The sequence below is a fragment of the Bacteroides sp. f07 genome, assembly GCF_042854785.1.
In the GTDB taxonomy this organism is placed as follows: Bacteria; Bacteroidota; Bacteroidia; order Bacteroidales; family Bacteroidaceae; genus Bacteroides.
Map to the genome: position 1 here is coordinate 605,217 of NZ_BAABXI010000001.1, position 17,127 is coordinate 622,343.

The 17,127-nt window shown below is 44.9% G+C and carries 16 protein-coding genes and 1 pseudogene; 7 read left to right on the forward strand and 10 right to left on the reverse strand.

Features of this window, described 5'->3' with window-relative positions; genetic code table 11:
- Positions 1 to 38 precede the first annotated feature (38 nt).
- On the reverse strand, positions 39 to 905 hold the full coding sequence (locus ACGHVY_RS02450; protein ID WP_390596904.1) for an ion transporter: 867 nt from the start codon (positions 903 to 905) through the stop codon (positions 39 to 41).
- A gap of 28 nt (positions 906 to 933) precedes the next feature.
- A complete protein-coding gene (locus ACGHVY_RS02455; RefSeq protein ID WP_390596906.1) occupies positions 934 to 1,914 on the reverse strand; it encodes a lytic transglycosylase domain-containing protein in 981 nt (326 codons plus the stop codon).
- A 190-nt stretch (positions 1,915 to 2,104) separates the two neighbouring features.
- Between ACGHVY_RS02455 and ACGHVY_RS02460 the strand changes: the two genes are divergently transcribed.
- Together ACGHVY_RS02460 and ACGHVY_RS02465 are read left to right on the forward strand one after the other, a co-directional pair.
- Positions 2,105 to 3,418: a TIGR01777 family oxidoreductase gene (locus ACGHVY_RS02460; RefSeq protein ID WP_390596908.1), complete on the forward strand. Its 1,314-nt coding sequence runs from the start codon at positions 2,105 to 2,107 to the stop codon at positions 3,416 to 3,418.
- Between the two features lie 12 nt (positions 3,419 to 3,430).
- Positions 3,431 to 3,694 carry a GNAT family N-acetyltransferase gene (locus tag ACGHVY_RS02465; RefSeq protein WP_308744609.1) on the forward strand — a complete coding sequence of 88 codons (264 nt, stop codon included), beginning with the start codon at positions 3,431 to 3,433 and terminating at the stop codon, positions 3,692 to 3,694.
- 89 nt (positions 3,695 to 3,783) lie between these two features.
- On the opposite strand, the gene ACGHVY_RS02470 is transcribed toward ACGHVY_RS02465, so the two are convergent.
- From ACGHVY_RS02470 to ACGHVY_RS02485, 4 genes are all read right to left on the reverse strand, one after another.
- Positions 3,784 to 6,531 carry a PAS domain-containing protein gene (locus ACGHVY_RS02470; protein WP_390596911.1) on the reverse strand — a complete coding sequence of 916 codons (2,748 nt, stop codon included), beginning with the start codon at positions 6,529 to 6,531 and terminating at the stop codon, positions 3,784 to 3,786.
- 34 nt (positions 6,532 to 6,565) lie between these two features.
- A complete protein-coding gene (locus ACGHVY_RS02475; RefSeq protein ID WP_308744607.1) occupies positions 6,566 to 6,847 on the reverse strand; it encodes a zinc ribbon domain-containing protein in 282 nt (93 codons plus the stop codon).
- Positions 6,848 to 6,957: 110 nt separating this feature from the next.
- The gene (locus ACGHVY_RS02480; RefSeq protein WP_390596913.1) at positions 6,958 to 7,692 is read right to left on the reverse strand and encodes an SDR family NAD(P)-dependent oxidoreductase; all 735 of its coding nucleotides are present in this window, start codon (positions 7,690 to 7,692) and stop codon (positions 6,958 to 6,960) included.
- Between the two features lie 33 nt (positions 7,693 to 7,725).
- Positions 7,726 to 8,025, reverse strand: a complete 300-nt coding sequence (locus ACGHVY_RS02485; RefSeq protein ID WP_308744605.1) for a nitrous oxide-stimulated promoter family protein — start codon at positions 8,023 to 8,025, stop codon at positions 7,726 to 7,728.
- Between the two features lie 89 nt (positions 8,026 to 8,114).
- On the opposite strand from ACGHVY_RS02485, the gene ACGHVY_RS02490 reads away from it, so the two are divergent.
- Positions 8,115 to 8,321 (forward strand): hypothetical protein, encoded by a 207-nt coding sequence (locus ACGHVY_RS02490; protein ID WP_308744604.1) that lies wholly within the window; start codon positions 8,115 to 8,117, stop codon positions 8,319 to 8,321.
- 113 nt (positions 8,322 to 8,434) lie between these two features.
- Positions 8,435 to 9,805, forward strand: coding sequence for an MATE family efflux transporter (locus ACGHVY_RS02495; protein WP_308744603.1), 1,371 nt, complete (start codon positions 8,435 to 8,437; stop codon positions 9,803 to 9,805).
- Here the strand turns inward: ACGHVY_RS02495 and ACGHVY_RS02500 are convergent.
- Positions 9,802 to 11,511 carry an RluA family pseudouridine synthase gene (locus ACGHVY_RS02500; RefSeq protein ID WP_390596916.1) on the reverse strand — a complete coding sequence of 570 codons (1,710 nt, stop codon included), beginning with the start codon at positions 11,509 to 11,511 and terminating at the stop codon, positions 9,802 to 9,804. The genes ACGHVY_RS02495 and ACGHVY_RS02500 overlap by 4 nt on opposite strands.
- Positions 11,512 to 11,625: 114 nt before the next feature.
- Here ACGHVY_RS02500 and ACGHVY_RS02505 point away from each other — a divergent pair, with 114 nt between their 5' ends.
- A complete protein-coding gene (locus tag ACGHVY_RS02505) occupies positions 11,626 to 12,153 on the forward strand; it encodes an SGNH/GDSL hydrolase family protein (RefSeq protein WP_390599640.1) in 528 nt (175 codons plus the stop codon).
- A gap of 121 nt (positions 12,154 to 12,274) precedes the next feature.
- Positions 12,275 to 12,739 carry a MaoC family dehydratase gene (locus ACGHVY_RS02510; protein ID WP_390596917.1) on the forward strand — a complete coding sequence of 155 codons (465 nt, stop codon included), beginning with the start codon at positions 12,275 to 12,277 and terminating at the stop codon, positions 12,737 to 12,739.
- 74 nt (positions 12,740 to 12,813) lie between these two features.
- On the opposite strand, the gene ACGHVY_RS02515 is transcribed toward ACGHVY_RS02510, so the two are convergent.
- The 3 genes and pseudogenes from ACGHVY_RS02515 to bla all read right to left on the reverse strand — a co-directional run bounded on the left by ACGHVY_RS02515 (position 12,814) and on the right by bla (position 15,696).
- Positions 12,814 to 13,335 carry a hypothetical protein gene (locus ACGHVY_RS02515; protein WP_390596919.1) on the reverse strand — a complete coding sequence of 174 codons (522 nt, stop codon included), beginning with the start codon at positions 13,333 to 13,335 and terminating at the stop codon, positions 12,814 to 12,816.
- Positions 13,336 to 13,355: 20 nt separating this feature from the next.
- Positions 13,356 to 14,754 (reverse strand): annotated as a pseudogene (locus ACGHVY_RS02520) (GNAT family N-acetyltransferase).
- A gap of 51 nt (positions 14,755 to 14,805) precedes the next feature.
- Positions 14,806 to 15,696 (reverse strand): class A beta-lactamase, subclass A2, encoded by an 891-nt coding sequence (bla, locus tag ACGHVY_RS02525; RefSeq protein ID WP_390596921.1) that lies wholly within the window; start codon positions 15,694 to 15,696, stop codon positions 14,806 to 14,808.
- Positions 15,697 to 15,925: 229 nt separating this feature from the next.
- Here bla and ACGHVY_RS02530 point away from each other — a divergent pair, with 229 nt between their 5' ends.
- The gene (locus ACGHVY_RS02530; RefSeq protein ID WP_390596922.1) at positions 15,926 to 17,122 is read left to right on the forward strand and encodes a hypothetical protein; all 1,197 of its coding nucleotides are present in this window, start codon (positions 15,926 to 15,928) and stop codon (positions 17,120 to 17,122) included.
- Positions 17,123 to 17,127: the final 5 nt, after the last annotated feature.

Genomic DNA, 17,127 nt, shown 5'->3' on the forward strand with positions numbered 1-17,127 from the left:
ATTTTTGTTTTGAATGATGTGTTGTCTCTCGCTTCGTCCTATGTTTTTTCTTTTGTCCCAACCGGATTCAGACTACTTCCGCAATATTTGCAAAATTCTGCGTTGTCCTCATGACCGGATCGGTGGCAGTTGGGGCATTCTTTGTCTCTTCGCCGCTTGTAGTCTTTCATCATCGAGGCCGATACGATACCTGTCGGCACGGCGATGATGGTGTAACCGATAAGCATCACGCAGGCGGAAAGAAACTTCCCCAAACCGGTGACAGGGGTGATGTCTCCGTAGCCTACGGTAGTCATGGTGACGATTGCCCAGTAGATGCTGTTCGGGATATTGTTGAACTGGGAGTCGGGTTGTGTGCCTTCAATCATATACATCAATGTCCCGATGGAAGTCACCAGAATAACGACAAACAGGAAGAATACCGCAATCTTTTTGCTGCTTTCTCGCAGGGCGGTGAGCAGCCGTTCACCTTCGTTCAGGAAGTTGAATAACTTGAATACACGGAATACCCGTATCAGTCGGAAAGCACGGATGATAAGCAAATAGCGTGCACCCGGGAAAATCAGGCCGATATAAAGCGGCAGGGTAGCCAATAAGTCGACGATGCCGAAAAAACTGAAAATGTATTTCCGGGGGCGGGGCGAGCAGTAGATTCTTGTCAGATACTCGAACGTGAAGAAAGCGGTGAAAAGATATTCCAGTACGACGAACGGAGTCGTCAGAAACGCGGGGAGTCCTTTCAGGCTTTCGATGATGACAAGTAATACACTGACCAGAATGCAGCCGATAAGAATCACATCGAACAGTTTCCCGGCAGGGGTGTCCGATTCGAAGATGATGACGTATAACTTTCGTTTCAGTTTCTCGTCATGCAGAAAACGTTGGATTCTTTCTCTCAATTTCATAATAAAGCGTGTCTCGGATAAAATAGTGTTAATCAATCACCCAGTTTTTGTTGTAGGCAACAGTCTTTTTCGGGTCATAATACATTCCTTCTTGTGTGGGAATATAGAGAACGTAGGTTTTTCCGCTTTTGTTTTTCAGTGAGGTGTCACGCAACCACGGGTTGGCATCTCGAAGTTGTGCGTAGGTGATGCCTTGCTGTCTGGCATATTCGCTCAAGCTGTCGATAGGAGTGTTGACGGTCACTTTCCTGTACGGGATGGCCGGGTAGAGATGTTCCCTTTTCAACAGGAATCCGTAGCGTTGCGGATTGCTGAAAATCTCTTTGACTGCCAGCAGGCGGAACATATAACGCGATGTCTCTTCCACCAGCCATAAATCCATGGCATGACTTGCCAGTTGCCTGTCGAGTTGGGAAGAGATACGTGCCTGTCCGGCATTGTAAGCAGCGGATACAGCCATCCAGTCGCCATATTTGTCATACGCTTGTTTGAAGTACTTACAGGCGGCGACCGTTGCTTTTTCAATATTATAGCGTTCGTCCACATTGTCATTCACTTCCAGTCCGAATTCCCGTCCGGTGGCGGGCATGAATTGCCACAGACCGGCTGCTCCGGCGGGAGAGCGTGCGATGTTGTTCAGGTTACTTTCAATCACCATCAGATATTTGAAATCATCGGGGATACCGTTTGCTTTCAATATCGGTTCCACGATAGGGAAATATCGGTTGGCACGCTTTATCAGAAGCATGGTCGTAGAGTGCATATAGGTGAACGCCATCATTTCGCGGTCCATCCGTTCGCGGCGGTCGTAGCGCCTGAGGTCGATGGTAGTTCCGTCAAAAGTGACTTGCGTGGGCACGGTAGGCGGGGTGACGCAATAGGGCACTTCCGACTTAGCCGAATGTTGTTCGTTGACTTGGCTGCTGCCTATCAGAGTAGGGATGGTGGCACCAATGCAGAACACCAATATAAGAGTAAGGATATAGTTGATTTTAGTTTGTTTCTTCATTTTAATTATTCATTTAGTTTTAAAAAAGCAGGCCTTGAACATAATCCATATCTAAAGCAATTATGCCGCAAGGAAACCTTGTTCCGGCGTTATGCCGGTTGCAAAGATAATCTCATTTTGCTTTTTTCAAAGAACTTTTCCTGCATTTTATACGTTTTTCTAGTAGAGTTAAATATATAATAGAATTAAGATGAATATAGCAATGACCGGAGCCACCGGATATATAGGTAAACATCTCTCCAACTACCTGACTGAAAAGGGCGGACATCGTGTGATTCCTTTGGGAAGGCCGATGTTTCGCGAAGGTATGTCCGGGCATTTGATTCAGACGCTGGCTCATTGCGATGTTATCATCAACCTGGCAGGAGCACCGGTTGACAAGCGTTGGACGCCGGAGCACCGACAGGAACTTTTCGATAGCCGTATTGTCGTCACGCACCGCATTATCCGTGCGCTAAATGCTGTACGGACGAAACCGAAACTGATGATTTCCGCCTCTGCCGTAGGGTATTATCCTGCGATGGCGGAAGTGGACGAATATACCCGTACCCGTGGAGACGGCTTCTTGTCCGACCTTTGCTATGCATGGGAAAAGGAGGCGAAACGTTGCCCCGAAGAGACACGGCTTGTCATTACCCGTTTCGGTGTTGTGCTTTCACCGGATGGCGGGGCGATGCAACAGATGCTTCGCCCGTTACAGGCAACCAAGATTGCTACTGCCATCGGACCGGGCACCCAGCCTTTCCCGTGGATAGATATACGTGACCTCTGCCGTGCCATGGAGTTTTTCATCAGCCATGAGGAGACGTGCGGTGTATTCAACCTTGTTGCTCCGCAGCAAATCTCCCAATATACTTTCACCCGTGAAATGGCGAAAGCCTATCATGCATGGACAACGGTGGTCGTGCCTCAACCGGTCTTCCGGATGCTGTATGGAGAAGCCGCTTCTTTCCTTACGTCCGGTCAGCGGGTACGTCCCACACGTCTTCAGGAAGCAGGATTCCACTTCGCTGTCCCTGATGTAGAACGGCTTTTTAAGGGGACAGACCATAGTACGGTACGGACTCTCGATTTGGACCGTTATATGGGGCTATGGTATGAGATAGCCCGTTACGAGAACCGTTTCGAACGTGGACTTGTTGATGTGACCGCCATGTACACGCTCCGGCCCGACGGTACTATCCGGGTGGAGAACCGGGGATGCAAGCGTAACTCTCCCTACGATATTTGCAAGACTGCCAACGGTCATGCCAAGATACCCGACTCCTCGCAGCCGGGCAAACTGAAAGTCTCTTTCTTTCTCAACTTCTATTCAGACTATTACGTCTTGGAACTGGATGGAGAGAATTACAACTATGCACTTGTTGGCAGCAGCACCGACAAGTATCTCTGGATACTGAGCCGTACTCCTCAACTACCGGAGGATATAAAGAAAAAACTCGTCACCGCTGCCGAACGCCGTGGCTACGATACAAACCGATTGCAATGGATTGAGCAATTCTAAAAGAACAAGATTATGGATTACGAAATTATTCATCAGCCCGAACAAAAACTGTTCAAGACAGAAGTAGACGGTCGCACCGCCTTTGTACAATATCGCCTCTTAGGTGATTTTCTCGACATCACCCATACGGTTGTCCCCCGTCCGATAGAAGGTCGCGGGGTGGCTGCCGCATTGGTGAAAGCCGCCTATGGCTACGCTCTGGCCAACGGAATGAAACCGAAAGCCACCTGTTCGTATGCTGTGAGATGGTTAGAACGCCACCCGGAACTGGGATAATTGTGAAAAAAGGGATTATGAGTATGGTGTGTTCCGAGTGGCGATATTGAAAACTGGTATTGTGTTGTTACCGGTTGGGGGATTACCATTTACAAGGAGAACAATTCAAGTAATTCTTCTTTCTTCAGTGGTTTTGTCAGGAATGCGTTGCATCCTGCTTCCATGGCGCTTACTCTGTCGGCATCGAATGCGTTGGCAGTAAGTGCGATAATAGGGATGAGAGGATTCAGTTCCCTGATTTTCCGTGTTGCTTCCAAACCTCCCATAATCGGCATCTTCATATCCATGAGAACAATGTCGAATTTTTCATTGCGTACTTTTTCCACCGCTTCGACCCCGTTTACTACACGGGTGATTTGATATTCTTTGAGGATATGCTTCACTAATGAATAATTGCTGTCATTATCTTCGGCAATCAGTATTTTCAATTCTTTTTCGTTGATATGTTTTAGAGAAATAGTCTGTTTCGCAGGAGCTGTCTTTTGTATTCGGGAAGGCTGTGTCTTTACCTTTGACTCAACATTTTCCTGCATACTAGTTTCACACGGCACCCATGCCCAGAAAGTTGAACCGATGCCGGGCGTGGAAGTAAATCCTATCTCTCCCCCTGCGCCTTCTATAATAGCTCTCGAAATGGCTAATCCTAGTCCCGTTCCCTGAGCGAACTCATTGAGTTTCTGGAATCGTCCGAACACCCTGTTTTGTAACTCAAGAGGGATGCCGACCCCCGAATCTTCCACATAGAACCTGATACCGCCGTTTTCGATACTGTATCCCATCTTGATATGTCCGGCATGAGTACATTTGATGGCGTTGGTGAGGAAATTCATCCACACCTGTTTGAGTCGGTTTCTATCCAGGAATATCCAACAGTCCGGACCGGAATTTCCCAGGATGAATTCTACCTCCGGATTGGTGATTTTCGGTTGAATCATTGTGTAAAGTTCGTTGGAAACTTTCGCCAGATTAAACTTTTCCCTTTTACGCTCGAGTATGCCTGATTCAATCTTGGAAAGATCGAGAATATCATTAATTAACCGTAACAGCAGTTCGTTGTTCGATTCGATGATTTCCATATATTCCGCCTTTTCTTCCGGGTCGTCACAATGTACCATCAGTCCGGAAAAACCGACAATGGCATTTAGCGGTGTGCGTATCTCGTGACTCATATTGGCAAGGAAAGCCGATTTGAGGCGGTCGGAAAGTTCGGCTTTGTCTTTGAGCTCCTTTAATTCCTGGGTCACTTTTTCCCATTTCGTATTGTTGAATTCGATACCGGTGTAACGGAGCGCTTTTCCTCTTTTGTCTCTTTCCACTTGAATACCGGTGATGAGAAGGGTTTGCCATTCCTTGTCCCATTTTGTCTTGGAACGGTACTGGAAGGTAAATTCCTGCTGTTTTCCCTGAATCATATCTTCAAAATATTCGCGCATGACTTCTATGTCATCCGGATGGGCGACGCTCAGATATTGGTCGATGTTGATCGGAGTTTCCGGGCAATAATCATTGACGGGGTCATTGAAGGCTGTGAATAGTTGGGTTGTCACATCAAAATCCCAATAAGACATTCCGACAGTCTTGAAAGTAAGTTCCATCTTGTAATTCCGCTCTTTGAGCTCTTCATTCAAGCGGTGAAGTTTGGAGATGTTTTGCCGGAAACCGGTGAAACGTATCGTATTTCCGTTCTCGTCCTGTTCGAAAGGAACGCCGATAACATTACAATATTGCCAGTTATCATCATATTTCGTTTGTATGCGGCAAGTGAAGTTGACTGTCTGGTTTTCGCCCGACAACATGGATTGCATAGCATCGTAATAAGTAGAAACGTCGTCCGGGTGGATAACGCTTTGAAATTCCTGGAGAGTCACAAGCCTGTTAGGGGCGTAGTCGTTGATCGGGTCATTATAAGATTCAAATTTCTGACTGTTTACGTCGAAGTCCCAGTGCACGATATTGCTCACCTGCATGGCAAGTTCGCGTTTCGTTGTCAGGTCCTGTGTCTTTTTCAGCATTTGCACTTTCTCCGTTATATCCAGTTGGGTGCCGACAATCAGCAGTTTTCCGCGGTGTTCGGAAGATAAACGCATCCGGCTTTCGTAATAGCGGTATTGCCTTTCTTCCTTGTTGTAAAAGCGTAGGGTAGTATGTGCTTGTTGGGTTTCCTTATTTATCAGTTGTGCGAAAAGCTGCATTAACTGTATGCGGTCTTGCGGATGCAGTATGCTTTGCATTTGTTCCAAAGACATCCCTTCCTCTGCCAGTGCGTTACCATACAATGTGCTGAATGTTTTCTTGTGGACATTATATACCCATGAAGCCATATTGGCAGCTTCCATAGCCATTTCCAGGTTTTTCTTGCTTTCTTCCGTTCGGAATTCCGTTTCTTTTTCGGCAGTCACGTCATTAGAGAGCAATATATGTCCGATGATAGCTCCTTTATTATCTACTATCGGCACTACCTGTGCTTCATAAATTATGGAGTTTTTATTTTGGCTGGTGAAGTAGGCATCGCTATTTATACGGTCGAAGTCATACTCAAATTCCAAAGTGATATTTTCACCTTTTTGTACTTTGGATTTTAATTCCTCGTCCATATATGGACTGTCGAAAAGATTAACTTTGTTTATGACTGCTGTCTGGTCACTCACTCCGTACATTTTCAATGCCGGTTCATTAATTTTACGTAAGACACCATTGGCATCATAGATTTCAATGCTCATCGGCAGGCTGGCGTAGATATTTTCTGCAAACAGAAGCGGGTCTTGTGCTAATTCGGAAGATGTATTTCCTGAGCACATATTGTCATCCTTGGGGGAAGGTGATTCGGTTTGTTTCATTTGTTGTTTATTTTTTATCCGTAGTAGGAGTGAGCTATTGCTCTTGTTTATTTTTCCACCTTTTCAGTTGCGGAAAGAATTCTTTCATGGTGGCGCGTGCTTCCTCAATGGTATATTTTACTTCTGAATCTTTGTTGAATTCGTCAAGATATTTTAGATTAAGTTCAATCATTTCGTCCATTGTACAGTCTTTGGTGAAGTGTCCGTTCTCGTAGCAATAGTGACAATAATCCTGATTCTTGCTACCGTCTGTTTCTGTTCCGAATGTGGATTCTTCTATCGGCATGGCACAACACTGACAAATTTTTTGTTCCATCTTTATTTTTGTTTTAAGTTTCTGTTACGTGCCAAAGATAGGAAGAATTATTGGAACAATTGTTATTTGATCTTGCTAATTATTAGCATTTTTTCTTTTGATTAGTTCCGTTACCCGTTTGTTTTTATGGGCAGGTGTTTCCATATCCGGCGAGGAATCATTTTCCAGAAGAAGACTAGAATCCGGTAGCGCCAGTCGATTACTGCTACCCGCTTTTTACGTTTCAGTGCACGGGCAATGTGCCATCCTACTTTATCTGCTTTCATCAGCATTGGATAACGCTTTCCGTCATTCAATAAATCCGTAGCTACAAATCCGGGGCGAATATCGGTAAAATGAATGTTCAGCTTTTGAAGATGGGCAAGTTGTTCAAGGGCATCTATATAAGTATTCTGAAAACGTTTGGTCGCAGAGTAAGCGGGAGCTACGCCAAGTCCCTTTGTTCCTGCAATGGAACTGATAACCGCCAGATGTCCGCCCCTGTTCTTTCTGAAATATGCAAAAGCGGTATCTACCATGCGGGTAAATCCCTCTACATTGGTACGTGCCGTGTTCAGCTCCACTTCCATATCCAGTTTCATGTTTTGGAAACCGATGCCGGAACTGAGAAGGAATAAGTCCATGCCGCCCACTTTGTCTATGAGCATATTGAGTTTTTCCGCTGCATCTTCCCGGGTGACATCCAATGCCTGAATCTCGATTTGTTCCGGTGCAACCTGTTGCAGGGTTTCGAGGGCAGACTGCCGCCTGCCTGCTATTCCGATCTGCCAGCCTTCCAGTAACAGGCATTTGGCCACTTCTTGCCCGATGCCGGATGTGGCTCCTATAATAATAGCTCGTTTCATGACAAATATATATGTTTGGATTAATGTTGTTTCTTATAAGTTCAGTAAATGCCGGATAGCCGCCCAAGGCGCGTACAGCAACATTCGCGGACCGGAGAAGCGCATCACCAGCCGCATCCGTTCGCGCATTGCAGGCTTGTAACAATGCACTGTGCATTTCTTGCACGAACTTTTCCTTTCTCCGAACGGACAATGGTCGAGACGTGCGTGCGCATAGCGGAGCAGTTCCTCGCAGTCAGGGCAAAGAACAGCGTTCTTCTCCTTTCTCCGGCAGTAGAGACGAATCATCAGTCCTACTATTTTCTTTTCGTGTGCGATACGTTGTTTCTTCATCTTGTCTTTTTGAACAGTTCTCTTTGAACTGCACAAAGATAAGGAAGATTACAGAGAATTTATCCAATTCTCTTTTGTATCTTTGCCGCATGAGAAAGTTATTGTGTCCGCAGTGCAAAATTGCTGCCCTATATGTAAAGAACGACCGGAACGAGAGATTACTGGTCTACGTGATGGAAGATGGGGAGATTGTACCCAAGTATCCTGCTGATTCTATGGAAGGATTCGATTTGACGGAGGTTTATTGTTTGGGATGCTCCTGGCATGGCTCGCCTAAAAGACTGGTGAAGAGATAAGGAACCTTCCCGTTCTGTTTTTTTTGATTTATATCAATGAAACTGGAAAGAGGATTTGAATCTTTCTAACGGGATTTTCCGTATCTTTGCGCGCAATTTTAGAACATAGACAAATGGCAACTTCTAAAGAAATGACGGCAGGGCCGGCATTACCTCTGATATTAAAGTTTACACTGCCGCTTTTGCTCGGCAATCTGTTGCAACAAACATATTCGCTTGTTGATGCGGCAATCGTTGGAAAGTTCTTGGGTATTAACGCGTTGGCTTCGGTGGGAGCCAGCACATCGGTCGTGTTCCTTATTTTAGGATTCTGCAACGGATGTTGCGGTGGTTTCGGGATTCCCGTGGCACAGAAGTTCGGAGCGAGAGATTATAGTACGATGCGCAGTTATATATCCGTCAGTTTGAAGCTCTCTCTAGTGATGTCTGTCACTATTGCCATCGTCACCAGTATCTTGTGTGCGGACATTCTTCGGATGATGCGTACGCCGGAGAATATATCCGAAGGTGCGTATGCTTATCTGCTTGTCACCTTTATCGGTGTGCCTTTTACGTTTTTCTACAATCTTCTGTCGAGTATAATCCGTGCATTGGGAGACAGCAAGACACCTTTCTGGTTTCTGCTGTTGTCTACCGTTCTCAATATCGTGCTCGATTTGTTTTGTATTCTGGTGCTCGACTGGGGAGTGGCGGGAGCTGCTATTGCTACGGTAATCTCGCAGGGACTTTCGGCCGCGCTCTGCTATATTTATATGTATCGTAAGTTTGATATTTTACAGAGTTCCCCGAAGGAGCGTCGGTTTCAGCCGAGACTGGCTAAGACGCTGCTCTACATCGGGGTGCCTATGGGACTTCAGTTCTCTATTACTGCTATTGGCAGTATTATGTTGCAAAGTGCGAACAATGCGTTGGGGACAGCTTGTGTGGCGGCTTTTACTTCTGCCATGCGCATCAAGATGTTCTTTATCTGCACATTCGAGAGCTTGGGCATTGCCATGGCAACGTATAGCGGACAGAATTACGGTGCCGGCAAACCGGAGCGTATCTGGCAGGGTATTAAGGCGAGTGCCTTGATGATGATTATCTATGCGGCCTTTACTTTCATACTCCTGATGCTGGGAGCCAAGTATTTTGCCCTGATTTTCGTAGACCCTTCGGAAACGGAAATCTTACTGGATACGGAACTTTTCCTTCATATTTCCTGTATGTTCTTCCCTGCGCTTGGGCTGTTGTGTGTCCTGCGCTATACCATCCAGGGAGTGGGTTTTACGAATCTTGCCATGTTTTCCGGAGTGGCGGAAATGATAGCCCGTATTCTTGTCAGCCTTTATGCGGTTCCCGCTTTCGGTTTCCTTGCCGTCTGCTATGGTGATCCGATGGCTTGGATAGCTGCCGACTTGTTCCTGGTCCCTGCTTTTATTTATGTTTACAAGAGATTGAAGCGGCAGGTGTTTACAAACAGTCCGGCTGTTGAAACAGCTTAAAAGTCCGGCTCTTTCTGTATGCAGATAATATCTCCGTAAACGGGATGGCGGAACTCGATATATTCGGCATGGAGATAGAGCCTGTCCGCTTTTTTGCCATAAAGCTCGTCTCCCAGAATGGGGCAGTTCAACCCTTTCGGGTGAGCGGCATGTACACGTAGCTGATGAGTGCGTCCGGTCAACGGATAAAACGCGACGCGGGTACATTTCTCTGAGTTTGTGATTATCTGGTATTCTGTGATAGCTTCCTTCCCGTGTTCCTCACTTACTATTTGCCGTGGACGGTCGAGAGGGTTCAGGCAGAGGGGAAGCTCGATTCTTCCTGTCTTTTCCGTTTTTCCAGTCGGTTGGGGAGTAGCTTCTTCGGCTTTCGCCATGACTCCGTCAAGTAAAGCTATATATCGTTTTTTTATTTTCCTGTTCTCGAACTGTGCCTGTAAATGCCGGTGCACCTCTTTCGTCTTGGCAACAAGCAATAATCCCGAAGTCGCCATGTCGAGCCGGTGTACAATCATAGGTCCCGTTGCGTCAGGATATTTTTTCTTTAAACGGTGATAAACGGAATCTATCTTCTCTGCTTTTCCCGGAACCGATAACATCCCTGCCGGTTTGTTGATTACCAGCAACCATTCATCCTCAAACACGATTTCCAGCTTCGTGTCTTTGTGAACGTTATCCAATAACGGATTTTCATCCACTTCCAGCCCCTGTAACATATGTTGCAGAATCGGCTCACATTTCCCTTTGCAGGAAGGATAGTAATATCCATGATGCCGGATTTCATTTTTAGGAGAATCCCCCCACCAAAATTCAGCCATCGCCAGCGGCTTTAACTGATGAAAATAGGCATATTGCAGTAATTTGGGCAACGCACACTCACCCGCACCGCCGGGAGGGACTTTCCGGACTGTCTGTTCAAAAATAGTGCATAAGTCTTTCACTTCTCCTTTCGCATTCAGCATCCGGAATTGCCTGAATAGTTTTTGTTGCAAAGCTGCCGAACGCTCTTTCCGTTCTGCTTTCAGACTTTCTATCTCATCCTTGAACCGATTGACTTCCGCTTCGCATTCTTCCAGGCGGTTCTTCCATTCCTTCTCCTTTCGTTTGTATTCGGCTTTCTGATATTGGCTTTCGCGAATTAGAGCGGCTTGTTCTTCCTCGGAAATCCCGGTTGAGGACAGGCGCCGGTTTTCTCTGGCTTCTTTCGCAGCTTTCAGCTCCGCTTTGGCTTGGTTCAGTTCCGCTTGAGCCCGTTCCGTTTCTGTCTTCCACTTTTCTTTCGACTCAAGATAGGAAGCGCTATTCTCTAATTCATTGATACGGGCATTGATAGCGGAAATCTGTTCTTCCTCAATCTTGAAAAATCCTTGTGGTTGCAACAAATCATAAACAGGAGGGACAAAGTAAGTATGCAGGTTCTTTCCCGCCAAATTGCCGGAGAAGGCTGCCAAATAACCTATTCTGTATCCTTCGTCCGTCTCTTTTCGTGTCGTTTCATTCATCGCTTTTCCCGTTTCTTGCACCACCAGTACTCCGAACATCTTTCCAAGAGCTAATTCTTCCTGCCATTCCTTCCGGCTTGCGATATACTCTTTCACTTCCTCTGCCGCCAATACACACAACGGATGGGGCGTATAATGGAAAGGATAAGTGAATTTCTCCGGTAGAGCAATGTGAGAAACGGGCTTCTTGAAAAAATGTATCATCGGTTTATATTTGAATGTGATTATTGGTGCAAAAGTAAGGTAAATCCGCGAATTTTGTTCTATATTTGTTCTGGAGTTTGAATGAAATAAAGTGGATGCTTGAGCAAAGATAAAATGGATAGGATGGAGAAAACACCAAAAGTAGCTTTTGTAGGCAACAGCCATATGGCATTTTGGGCACTGGATATTTATTTCCCTCAATGGAAATGCCTGAATTACGGAGCGCCCGGTGAGGGGTTGGCCTATGTCGAATCTTTTGCGGCGGATACCTCTGATTGTCAGGTTATCATTCAATTCGGCAGTAACGACATCTACGAGTTGAATGATGAAAATGTAGACGATTATGTGGAACGTTATGTGAAGGCAATCCTTGCCGTTCCTTCTCTGAAGACGTACTTATTCTGTATTTTTCCACGAAATGATTACGATGATTACAGTACGGCAGTGAATAGATTCATCCGTATGCTCAATCAGAAAATACATGAAAAGCTGCAAGGGACGGATATAATCTACCTTGATGTATTCGACCGTCTGTCACTGGACGGCAGACTGAATCCTGATTTGACCATCGACGACCTGCATCTGAATGGCAAAGGTTATAGTATACTGGCAGAAGCTGTGAAGCGGGCTGTCAATGTATGAGTTATACCCAATTTCTTCTGTTGCTGCTTTTATTGTAGATATTGATGGCATATCAGTTTATTTTTCCTATTTTTGCCGCCAATTAAAATGATTATAATAACCCCCGTAAAGCGATAAGACAATGGAAAAAGTAATTATCAATTCGTACGAAGAATTTGAAAAACTGGTAGGCAAACAAATAGGTGTTTCTGATTATGTTGAACTCTTTCAGGAACGTATCAATCTTTTTGCAGATGCTACATTAGACCACCAATGGATTCACGTGGATACGGAACGTACCAAAACAGACAGCCCTTATCATAGCACAATAGCTCACGGTTATCTGACATTGTCTATGCTTCCGTATATGTGGAATCAGATTATCCAGGTGAACAACCTGAAAATGATGATTAACTACGGCATGGATAAGATGAAATTCGGTCAGGCTGTATTGGCAGGACAGAGTATCCGCCTGGTGACTACCCTTCATTCATTGACAAATCTGCGTGGTGTGGCAAAAGCTGAAATCAAATTTGCCATCGAAATAAAAGACCAACCGAAGAAGGCACTCGAAGGCATTGCCGTATTCTTGTACTATTTCAATTGATTTAGTTCACGAATAACATAGATAAAGAAGCTGTTTCTTTGACGGGAGACAGCTTCTTGTGTTTTTAATATGTCTTACTTCTTGGCTTTCATTGCTTTTAGTGTATTTCTGCGTACAGCACGGATAGCGGGATTCAATAATTCGGGTTCCATGATTTCCAGCATTGTGCGCAGTTCCTGTTGCAACTCCGGAATGGAACAAGTCAGTTGATAGGCAAGTTTTATGCAAAGGGATTGTATGCCGCCCGGTTCCCGCCGGGTTATGACACGCTCCAGACAGAAATCGAGGAAATCCATTCGTGGCGGGTTGGCTGCCGGTTGCTGGCTGAGCAGGTTCAGGAGCATTCTTCGTTTTCCCGAATGTGGGCAGGACATGGCAGCGTCAATCAGTTCATCCTGTCTCCGGCTCAACCATTCCACGTCTTCCTTTGAGAAATGCGTGCAAACCCACAATGCTTGATATGAGACAATCTTGTCCTCATCAAAGATAAATTGATAGACTTCTTCTCTGAGCTGTTCGTCATCTTGTATAAAGTGAAGTATCTCTCTGATATCTTCGATATGTACACGTTCGGATAATCTTGCACGCAGGTTCATGTAGCTTTCTTTTTTGAGGGTTAACCTTTACTTTCTTCGATATTCGTTTCTTTCAACTGTAAATGCAGAATCGGGTAAGGTTTTCCCATACCGTCCGTTTCGTCCCTTCCGATGATTTGGAATCCCATATGTAGGTAAAAGCTGAGTGCTTTTTCATTCTGTTCGTTTACGTCCACTTTATCCATCTGCTTTTTCTGAATGGCGTATTCCAGCAACCGCTTGCCGTATCCTTTTCCCTGCTCGCCGGGATTTACGAATAACATCTCGATTAGCTCGTCGCTCAGTCCCATGAAAGCCACAATCTTTCTATCGGCATTCCGGACAATGTATAGTTCTACCGCCGGTAAATAGTGATTGCGCACCAACGGTCTGTAAAACTGGATATGTTCTTCCGTAAGGAAATGATGCGTGTGACGCACTGATGCTTCCCAAACTTCCAGAATCTCGTCGTAATCTTGGGGAGTGGGTTGGCATATATTAGGAAGATAGTAACACAAATGGTCGAGTATATTTCCATTGTATGTCAGTTCCGCCTGATGCAGCACACCTTCATAGATAAACCCGTTCCGTTCGAGTACTTGTTGCGACCGCTTATTATGCGGGTAGCAATTGGCGGTGATGAGGCTGAGTTGCAGTTCATTGAATCCGTAGTTGAGTACAGCCTGCACTGCTTCCGTCATATATCCTTTGCCCCAATGCGCTTCGTCAAGCCAATATCCCAGCATACGGACCTGCGGATTCTCCCGTTTCGGGTCGGGGACGATTCCGATGGAACCGATAAGCTGCTGCGTATCTTTCAGTGTCATCGCCCAAATATTCTCCTGACCGATAAAAACGTTCTGAAGAATCTCCCGCGACTCCTCTATCGTCTTATGTGGCGCCCATCCTGCATTATTACCCAAGTTCGGGTTTTGGCAACAGGCAAAAAATGCTTCCGCATCCTCTTCTTGAAAAGGACGGACTAGCAGACGTTCCGTTTCAAGAGTGTGCGCTGCCATCGTTTCTTCTGTTTCAGTCTTCTTCTCCATATTCTTTCTTATACACACATTCTATACGATTTCCGTCCGGGTCAAGGACTACACTTTCAAAATAACCGTCTCCCGAAGTACGCGGCTCGCCGGCAATGGTGTAACCTTCGGAACGCATCTCTTCCGTGAAACGAAGCACTTCCGCTTGACTGGGGAACGTGAAAGCGAGATGTGTCAGTCCGACTCTGTTCTCTTCCACCACCGTATTCTGTACATCGGGACGGCTCATTAATTCCAAAGAAGGACCTTCACCGAAAGATATGAAGTAAGACTCGAATCCCTTCTTGGGATTCACATATTTCTCATTGCTTTTTCCACCCAGGAAGCGGACATAGAACTCTTTCAACTCTTCCAAACGGAAAGTCCAAATAGCGATGTGATGTAGTTTCATTTTAAATCTGATTTTTCTTTTTATCGTTACGACCGTTAACTGTTCTCTTTTTTATTTAGCTGACTGCGTCACATATTCATAAACGATACGTGAAATATCAGCGATAATCTTACTGTTTTCCGCAAAACTCTCTTCAGAGTCTTTCACGAAAACAGCTATACTGTAAGTGCGTCCGTCGGGCAAAAGAACAAAGCCGATGTCATTGCAACCTATTTGCTGACCTTTGGCATTAAGGTCGCCCGTCCCTGTTTTATGTCCCACTATCACTCCTTTATCCAGTAATGGAGCGACCAGCCGGTCTTGTCCGGTCTGGCATTCTACCATTGTCTGCCAGATAAAATCCTTATATTGTTTTGCAAACAACGGTTCCCGTCGGAAAATCTCCAATAGCTCGGCGGCAGCCAACGGCGTACTCCAGTTTTGATAACACAAATCCAAATCTTCGTGCATGGCACTCTCCGTACCGACGATGGCGCAATCCTGAATACCTAACGAATGGATATATTTGTCTACGGCATCCGTTCCGCCTTGATAATTGAATAGTATATCGCAGGCATTGTTGTCACTCTGTTGAAGCGTGTATCTTAGCAGGTCGGCAATGCTCATCTCAATCTCGCCTTGCGGATACTTATCCCGTAACGGGCTATACGTGTCCGGTTTCAAATCCGATTTCTCTATCTTTAGCAGAGTGTCCAATGACTGATTTTGTTTCGTTATATAATCAGCCACTGCCAACGCCTGATGAAATTTGAAAACACTCATTAAAGGATAATGATTGTCATTATTAACTGTTATCGTATCTTTTCCGTCTATGATGACAGCAATTCCTATTTCGGCTTTCTTGTCTTTGATAGCCTCCTTCAATTGTGTCTCAAGAGGAACACTCTGACAGGAAAACAGCAGGATAGGGATTAAACAAAGAAACACAATGAATGAGCGCATAATCAATCTTCTTTTTTTATGGATTACTAATTTTCTATCGAAGTCACAAAGGTATGAATTGTAATTTGAAAAAGTGAGGATGGTATCCTAAATTCTGTTATAACAAAATTGTAAATAAAGAAATTAGGTTTCGTATGCTTTTTCCGTTATATTTGTAGAATCTTGTTACTTTACAATTTATAGTAACGGAAATTTGGATAAGTAATCGTTATTAAAAGACAAAACTAATATGAGCACTTTTCGTTCCATAGAAGAGCTGGTCAAAAGTCTCGACCGGGAGAAAGAACTCCTGAAAGAAATGTTTTCCAAACGGAAGTCTCTTTCGTTCCGCTATGATTATGCGCTTGAAATGACCGAGTACAAGGAAGAGCGCATCCGCTATTTGATTGACTACGGAGTTATCCGGGATACCGGTGATTTTCTTGAAATGGAGGATATCTATCTGAAATTCTTTGAAGATGTGCTCGAAGTGAATGAAGAAATCAATGTTTCCTTTGTGCAGGATTACTTGACACGACTGAATGAAAACATTGATTATTACTTGAAGGAAAATAACGAACAGCGCAAGTACAACTATCAGCGGGAAGTGAAACGCTGCCTGAAGAATATAGCTCTGACTACTGTCCGCAACGTGATGGACTTGAAGCGGAATATGGATAATACCTATAAGAACGAGCCTAATTACAAAATAAAGAAAACCAAACTCGTCCGGCTTGACGAGAAACGGAACAATATTGCTCTGTTGATTCGTAAAAGCGAGGAATTGATAGACTATGGGCAGCCTATTTTTTTCCGGGTGGCGATGGATGTGCAGATGCGGAATGTGGTGAGTGACGTAAAACTCCAGTTGAATGACTCGTACCATAACCTGATTGAAATCCAGAAGCAAATCATCCATTATCTGAATCTGATAGATTATCAGAACCGTATCCTTGAAAAAGTAAAGAAACTGAAGTACCTGAAAGACCAGTTCCTGTTGGAAGAACATACAAGTATCCGTTCTGTTGCCGCACAGAAGAATCCCGTTTGGATGGAGCCGCAGGTCGGCTATCGCATCAAACTTTCCATTGATAATCTACGGACTTCCGATGAGGCTTTTCAGATATTGAAGAAACTTGTCGCGCGGCAGAAAAATTCTCCGAAAGGAATGAAACAACTGGCAGATGCCATTCCGGAAGGATACCTGGATGGGCAGTCGCAAATGATAGATACCGTAAACTTGCAGGAAGTGCATAATTCATTTATGGCGTCCAGCACCCATCTGTTCTCTTTTGTGATGAATTATCGCTACCGGAAAGAGGTGACACGTGGAGAGAAATTAATCTTTTTCTGCCAACTGGCATCACAGTATGCCGACGAACTTCGCTTTACGGATACTTATGAAATCTCCGACGAAGTGGAATACCCTTTAATATATGCCAAATAATCTAT